Here is a 6,884-nt window from a genome sequence, read left to right as displayed (position 1 = left end):
AGCAATCGCAGAGTTTGAGATTGCTTCGCTACACTCCGTTTCGCTCGCAATGACAATTGGGCATTTTTTTACTTGGAGTACTCTAGCTGCAAAAACACAGGAAATTGTTAAATAGCAATACATACTACGGTAAATCTATCGGAATATAGTATGATGTTTTCAGTTCTACTCCCAGCACAGGAATATTGCTATCAGAATATTGGCAAAATTCCGAAGGAAACTGGCGAGTGCGAACCATACGTGTCAACTTAACGTGAAACCCTTGTTATAAGGTGATTTTGTATTCACTCACCTACCATTACGATCCTCGTCACCCCACCCCAGTTTTGTCTAAAGCCAAAACTTCCCCTCCCCGCCTGCGGAGAGAAGTTGCGTGCGGGGGTTCCCCCCCGTTGAGCAAACTTCGGGGGAGGGGATTAAGGGGTGGGGTAAAACGTATGTGGGATAAGCGTTGAGCTTAAGTTGACACCAATGAGTGCGAACACCATCCTACAGATCAAACTCTGGAGATATCTACATGGGCTACAAACATATAGAAGTTAAACCAGTTGCTGGTTTTATCGGTGCCGAAATTGGTAGTGTAGACCTTTCCCGCCCTCTTTCTGACGAGCAAGTCCAAGAAATTCGCAAAGCGCTATTAAAGTGGAAAGTTGTATTCTTTCGTAATCAAAACATCGATCATGCTGCCCAGGTCGAGTTCACATCTCGTTTTGGCGAAGTAACTTTCGCCCATCCTCTGGGAGAGCCTGAACCAGTTCCCGGATTTCCTCAGATTAAACCTGTAGACCGTAAGCTTTATGAACGGCAGTATGGTTTTCGTACTGGCGGCCCCTGGCACACAGATGTAACTGCGGCCATTAACCCACCAGCCGCGTCAATTTTACGCGCCGTTAATGTCCCCAGTTTTGGTGGTGATACCCAGTGGAGTAACCTTGTTGCCGCTTATGAGGGACTCTCAGCACCCTTGCGCGCCCTAGCAGATACATTGAAAGCGGAACATCGCTTCAATGGAGGCGGTTATCAACCCCGCAACGGCAAATTCGACGATCGCATTGCTGTTAATCCCCTGGTTTCTATTCACCCAGTCGTCAGAGTTCATCCGGAAACTGGTGAACGTGCTTTGTTCGTCAACCCTGGCTTCGTCTCCCGAATTGTGAATGTGTCACCAGAAGAGAGCAGACTATTGCTAGAGTTGTTCTTTAACCAAGTCACTAAACCTGCCTACACCACCCGCTTTCGTTGGAACAACGGTGATATTGCCTTCTGGGACAACCGCGCCACAGTACATTTAGCTCCGCAAGATTTGGATCATTTGGATGTCGAACGTCTCCTCTATCGCACCACCATCACAGGCGATGTTCCAGTAGGGGTTGATGGTTCCCGTTCCGAAGTGGTTCACGGTGAAGCCTTCAGTGGTGAAGTACCAAGCGTCTTCAAGCAGAAAGCTGAGTCTAAGGAAGCACAACCAGTCCTTTCGTAAAGCTGAGTTATAAATCATGAGTGCTGAGTAAATTAAAAACTACTCAGTACTTATGAACGCAGACATTAACCCCTTGTTGCTCTACAAGGGTAATTTTTGCATGACCAGTTGATCGTATAGTCCTAAATCTTAAGGAGACCAGATCATGGCACTCACGGCTAGTAGGATTGAGATTACACCCACAGACGCGGCTCTAGGTGCGGTAATTACCGGAATTGATGTCAGTCGTTCTGTAGAACCAGAAGTGATTTTACAACTGAAGCAGATATGGCGCGATCGCCATCTTCTCATCTTCAAAAACCAAATATTAACTGACGATCAGTTGTTAGCCTTTGCCAATTACTTTGGCGATATTCTCCAGCAGCCTGCTTATGTCCGCAAAGGAGAAACAGAAGAATACCTGCCACCCCTAGTACTTACTCTCGCAAATGCTGCTCCTGAGGATAGTTCAGTCAATATCAGACCGAACTATCAAGAACTTTTACCTCACATCGATCATTACTGGCTCCCTGTGCCATCTAGCGGCTCTTTCCTATATGCAGTAGAAGTACCTGAGAATGGCCCCAATACTTATTGGGTGAATTTAGCTCAGGCCTACGATGAGCTAGATGATGCCACCAAACAGCAAATTGCTGGCTTGCAAGTTCGCTACTTCAATTTCTATGGCAGTAGGGATCGGGATGAGTATGGTAATCCTAAATATGCAGCTGGTCGCGCTCCTGAACCAGGCGAAAGAGTAGCAATTCATCCTCTGGTTCGCACGCATCCAGATACAGGCAAAAAGATCCTCTTCTTCAATGCAGCTAGCGATGTAGACATCGTGGATTATGACCATGTAGAAGGAGCAAAACTAGTTGCAAAGTTGCAAGAGCATATCAAACAACCCCGGTTTGCCTATCGCCACCAGTGGAGCAAGGGCGACCTACTTTATTGGGATAACCAAGCAACAGCTCACTACCGTCCTGAATTTGATGCCAATGCTACCCGTATTCTCAAACGAGTCAGCCTCCGGGGTAGCCGTCCGTTCTAAAGGTTTAGCAGTCTAAGGATATAGAACAAAATATGGTGTTGATCGTTGACTGTTAATTGTCAACGGTTAACAGTCAACAGTAAACAAGACAGGATTGACAGTCATGATTAAACCTTATGTCAGGAAACGATTAATTTCCCGACGAGATTTGCTTTACACCTTATATGGGTTTACCTCTTTCGCTACATTGGTAGGCTGTGGAGCAAATGCTGGTAGTGGTGACAAAAATACGATCAGTAACAATAACAACAACATTATTGCGAGTAATAGCAACACTAGTAATAGCAAGCCTAAACTTATTCGCCTTGGCTTCACATCATTTGGCGATTTAACAAAGGAAAAAGGTGTTATTGAAAAGCGTTTAGCTCCTTTGGGAATAGATGTGAGCTGGACGAAATTCATCTCCGGCCCACCCCTACTGGAAGCCTTAAGTGTGGGTAGCATTGATGGGGGATCAGTCGGGGAAACGCCGCCTATCTTTGCCCAGGCTGCTGGCAACAATCTGGTTTACCTAGTGAATATCCCGGCGGGTACGGGGGAAAGCTATGGAATTATTGTGCCGAAAGATTCTCCCATTAAGAAGGTGGCGGATCTTAAAGGTAAGAAGGTTGCTTATGCTAGAGGAACTGCTCTGACCTATTTTTTGGCGAAAGCACTGGAAGAAGTTGGGTTAAAGTTTAACGATGTTCAAGGTGTGAATTTGACTGTTGCTGATGGACGAGCAGCATTTTTGAACAAAACTGTTGATGCTTATGTAGCGATCGACCCGACACTGATCAAGTTTCAACAGGAGGGAACGATCCGAGTTCTGCGGGATGCTCAGGGAATTAAAACACCAGGCTCTTTCTACTTAGCTGCGAGGGAGTTTGCTAGCAATAACCTTGAACTCTTCAAAGCAATTCTAGAAGAGTACTACCAAGTTGGAGAGTGGGCAAATCAAAACAGGCGGGCTGCGGCTGAAATTCTTGCGCCAAACTTAAATGTTGATGTACCAACGATGGAAATCATCCTTAAGAGGAGAAAGTACGATATGCATCCTATTAATGAGCAAGTGCTGCGAGATCAACAGCAAGTAGCCGATATCTTATACCAGTTACAAATCGTGCCAAAACAAGTTGATGTCCGGCAAGCTACTTTAACTTCTCAGCAGTATGCAGCTATCATACCGGATAGTATCAAAAATAAGGCATGACTTAGTGATTGTACTGAGCTAGACGAAAATAAATTAGGATGCGTTAGAAGATAATAGGCTGAGGAAAAAGCGGGATAACTTATACTATATAGCTGATATCTTCTTTTACTGACAGCTATTGCTTTTTTTCCCTAACTACGGGATTTTTATCTAAAAAAATACGGTTTATCGACCAAATTATCGCAGTTTGAATCTGGAACCTTCCCAGAAACAAGCTACAGTATTTGGTCGCTGGTTAAAGGTAAATTTGGATCTTTAGCTTAAACGAACTCAAAAGTGAAGACATTGCGGCCGCGATCGTTTACGCGGTGACACAACCGCCACATGTCAACGTAAATGAGATTCTCATTCGACCAAGCCTGGAAGATTGGTAAACTCTTCAGAAACAGCGATCTCGCGTAGAGTCTATCCACCACGTCCTCCAAAGTGCAAAATTGACGCTAGGATTAACAGGAAAAACCCCAAAGCGCAAACCCCGTTCCACTGCCAGATTGCCCAGCTATAGCTACCAAGTAAGGAACCAAGTGCCCCTCCAGTGTAGTTGATTACCATATACACAGTGTTCAATCGGCTCTCAGCATTAGGAACAAGATTATAAACGCGGATTTGATTAGAAAGGTAGGCGCTATGCATTCCTAATTCTAAAATTATTACCCCCAAAATCAGACCCATTAAATGATTTCCTGCTAGCCAGAGAATCGTAAAGCCGGATAAAGCAAGAGAAAGAGCTACACTTACAACGCTCCTTGCACCCCACTTGTCTACTAATCTACCGACCAGGGAACTTGTACCAGCTCCGGCTATACCTACTAAGCCAAATAATCCTGCAACTTGACTGTCATAGTTATAGGGAGGCGATTCTAGCAGGAAAACCAGTGTTACCCAAAAGACATTAAAAGCGGCAAATACTAAAGCAATATTGAATGCAGCTTCCCGAAGAACAGGCTGTTGATAGGTAAGATGGGCAAGGCTTTGCATCAGTTGCGGATAAGACATCTGCGATGAGGAGCGATTGGCAGGTAGCTGTTTGCGAATTACCAAAGCGAGAAAAATCATGACAACAGCAGCAATCCAATAAATCGCTTGCCAGCCAAACATTTTACCTACAAACCCACTCACAGAACGAGCCAAGAGGACACTGATAATCAGTCCACTCATCAATGTACCAATCACCTTACCTCGGTGGTTGGGCGGGGTGATTTGGGCAACGAAGGGAAGAATCAGATGGGCGACAATGCTAGTAAAACCAAGCAAAAAACTAGCTACGCTTAACCAAATTACATTGGGAGAGATGGCGACTCCTACTAAGGTACAGGTAAGCAAGCCGAACATCTTGATAATTAGCTGTCGTCGTTCTAAGCGATCGCCTAAAGGAACTAACAATAGTAAGCCTGTTGCATAGCCTACTTGGGTAAGCGTCGGGATAAATCCTACCTGCTTTACAGAGATATGAAAGCTTCTGCCCATATCTGCTAATAGAGGTTGATTGTAATACACATTTGCTATTGCTAATCCACAGGCGATCGCTAAGATGAAAATAGTCGTCCGATTCGCTAGCAGATTGCTAAATGCAGTTGTATCGGTGAGATCAGACTGCTCTTGAGAATTCATAAATATCTAATTAATGTTTTGGGTTATCGCTAAGTTGCGGAATATAGCAGAGATTTTCCCAACTAACATCAGAAATAAGCTGTATACATCATTGTTTTGGCGCTACAAATTTTCAGCTATGACTAATAACTATAGGCATAGTCAAAACTTTATTAAAAAACTTATATTTAGTGCCAACATTGCCTAGCATAACCCGCTGATGATGGGTTAGGTTCATTTAAAACCTCAAATAGAAAAATTACGAAAAAATTTAAAAACTGCACAAATATCATGTAAAATACTCTAATTTGATAAGTTTACCGTATTTTACTAATAACTATATAGAATATTTACACAAAAGCTTCATAACAGCAAGTTTTTAATAGCAAATATTTGCTATTAAAAACCTTACATTTAAGTTGATTATGAAAGTATTCTATGTCATGAGCTACTGATACAGATATTAAATAAGTTTAGTAAATAAATCGTTACTTATTTTAGTAACGATTTAATATCTAATAGATGTAGCTGTGAGGTAAGATACTGAAGATGAATTCAAACCCAAGCTTCACAGTAGTTGAGTCATTGAGCCGATCGAAGTATGGAGATCCGACGCAAGGTGACGATCGCCTTGTCGTCAACCAGGACTTTGTAGCTGTTCTGGATGGTGCTACGGATTCATCTGGTGCTAGTTATGACGGACTTTCTCCTGGTAGATTTGTAGCAGAAATAGGCGCTCAAGCTTTAGAAAGTCTTGCTCCTGATAGTAATGCTACAGAAGCCATTGAACATTTAACTCAAGCAGTAAGAAAATCTTTGCTAAAAGTTAAATCAGATAAAACTCCAATTTTTGCGCCTTGTTTTGCAATCATACTATTCTCTAATACGCGACGAGAAATTTGGCGGGTGGGGGATTGTCAATATTTATTAGATGGGAAAGGTCACAATCCACTCAGCAAAGTAGATGAAGTTACAACTCAGTTACGTTCTTTAATTGTGCATTCCTACCTGGCTCAGGGTAAAACAATTACAGAATTACTGCAAAACGATCCCAGCCAAAATTTTCTTGTATCTATATATAGCTTGCAATCAGCCTTGTGTAATTCTCCGACAGAACCTTTTGGTTACGGTGTAATTAATGGCGAGCGAGTCCCTGAGAAATATATTGAAGTTGTCAAGATTCCAGAGCAAGTTAAGTCAGTTATTCTTGCCAGTGATGGTTATCCAGATTTAAGAACAACTCTTAAAGAAAGCGAGACAATTCTAAGAGAAATTATCGCTAAAGACCCTTTATTTTATGACCTTTATTTAGGACAAAGAGGGCTTGCACCAGGTAGAGAGTCATTTGACGATCGCACTTATGTTCGCCTTGAATTACATGACTAAGTATATTAAGAATTGGAGAAGCAAGAGGAGATGGAGAAATAATAAACGATAAAGCACAAAGTCGAGCCAGCGCTGTAGACGAGTTTCTCGTCGCAGGCGACTGGCGTTGAGCGAAGGAAACCTCCGCTCAGAACTTTGTAAGAGAGGATAACTGACCAATAACAAATGAAAATGATTCGTGAAATCATCTCATTAATAATTTTATT

Annotated in this window: 5 protein-coding genes; 4 read left to right on the top strand and 1 reads right to left on the bottom strand. The window is 42.8% G+C overall.

The window, feature by feature from the left end; genetic code table 11:
- The first annotated feature begins 517 nt into the window (after positions 1-517).
- The 3 genes from BV375_RS30035 (at position 518) to BV375_RS30025 (ending at position 3,702) form a co-directional block, all read left to right on the top strand.
- Complete coding sequence (locus BV375_RS30035; protein WP_086767319.1) at positions 518-1,480, top strand: TauD/TfdA family dioxygenase; 963 nt, start codon at positions 518-520, stop codon at positions 1,478-1,480.
- Between the two features lie 145 nt (positions 1,481-1,625).
- Positions 1,626-2,510 (top strand): TauD/TfdA family dioxygenase, encoded by an 885-nt coding sequence (locus BV375_RS30030; protein WP_086767317.1) that lies wholly within the window; start codon positions 1,626-1,628, stop codon positions 2,508-2,510.
- Between the two features lie 103 nt (positions 2,511-2,613).
- The gene (locus BV375_RS30025; RefSeq protein ID WP_086767315.1) at positions 2,614-3,702 is read left to right on the top strand and encodes an aliphatic sulfonate ABC transporter substrate-binding protein; all 1,089 of its coding nucleotides are present in this window, start codon (positions 2,614-2,616) and stop codon (positions 3,700-3,702) included.
- Between the two features lie 405 nt (positions 3,703-4,107).
- Here BV375_RS30025 and BV375_RS30020 read toward each other — a convergent pair whose 3' ends face one another.
- Positions 4,108-5,313, bottom strand: a complete 1,206-nt coding sequence (locus tag BV375_RS30020) for an MFS transporter (protein ID WP_086767313.1) — start codon at positions 5,311-5,313, stop codon at positions 4,108-4,110.
- Positions 5,314-5,841: 528 nt separating this feature from the next.
- Here BV375_RS30020 and BV375_RS30015 point away from each other — a divergent pair.
- Positions 5,842-6,678 carry a hypothetical protein gene (locus BV375_RS30015; protein ID WP_086767311.1) on the top strand — a complete coding sequence of 279 codons (837 nt, stop codon included), beginning with the start codon at positions 5,842-5,844 and terminating at the stop codon, positions 6,676-6,678.
- Positions 6,679-6,884 lie beyond the last annotated feature (206 nt).

This window comes from Nostoc sp. 106C (genome assembly GCF_002154725.1).
In the GTDB taxonomy this organism is placed as follows: domain Bacteria; phylum Cyanobacteriota; class Cyanobacteriia; order Cyanobacteriales; family Nostocaceae; genus Aulosira.
The sequence above is the reverse complement of the archived record's forward strand: the minus strand, read 5'-3'. Positions and strand labels throughout refer to the sequence as shown.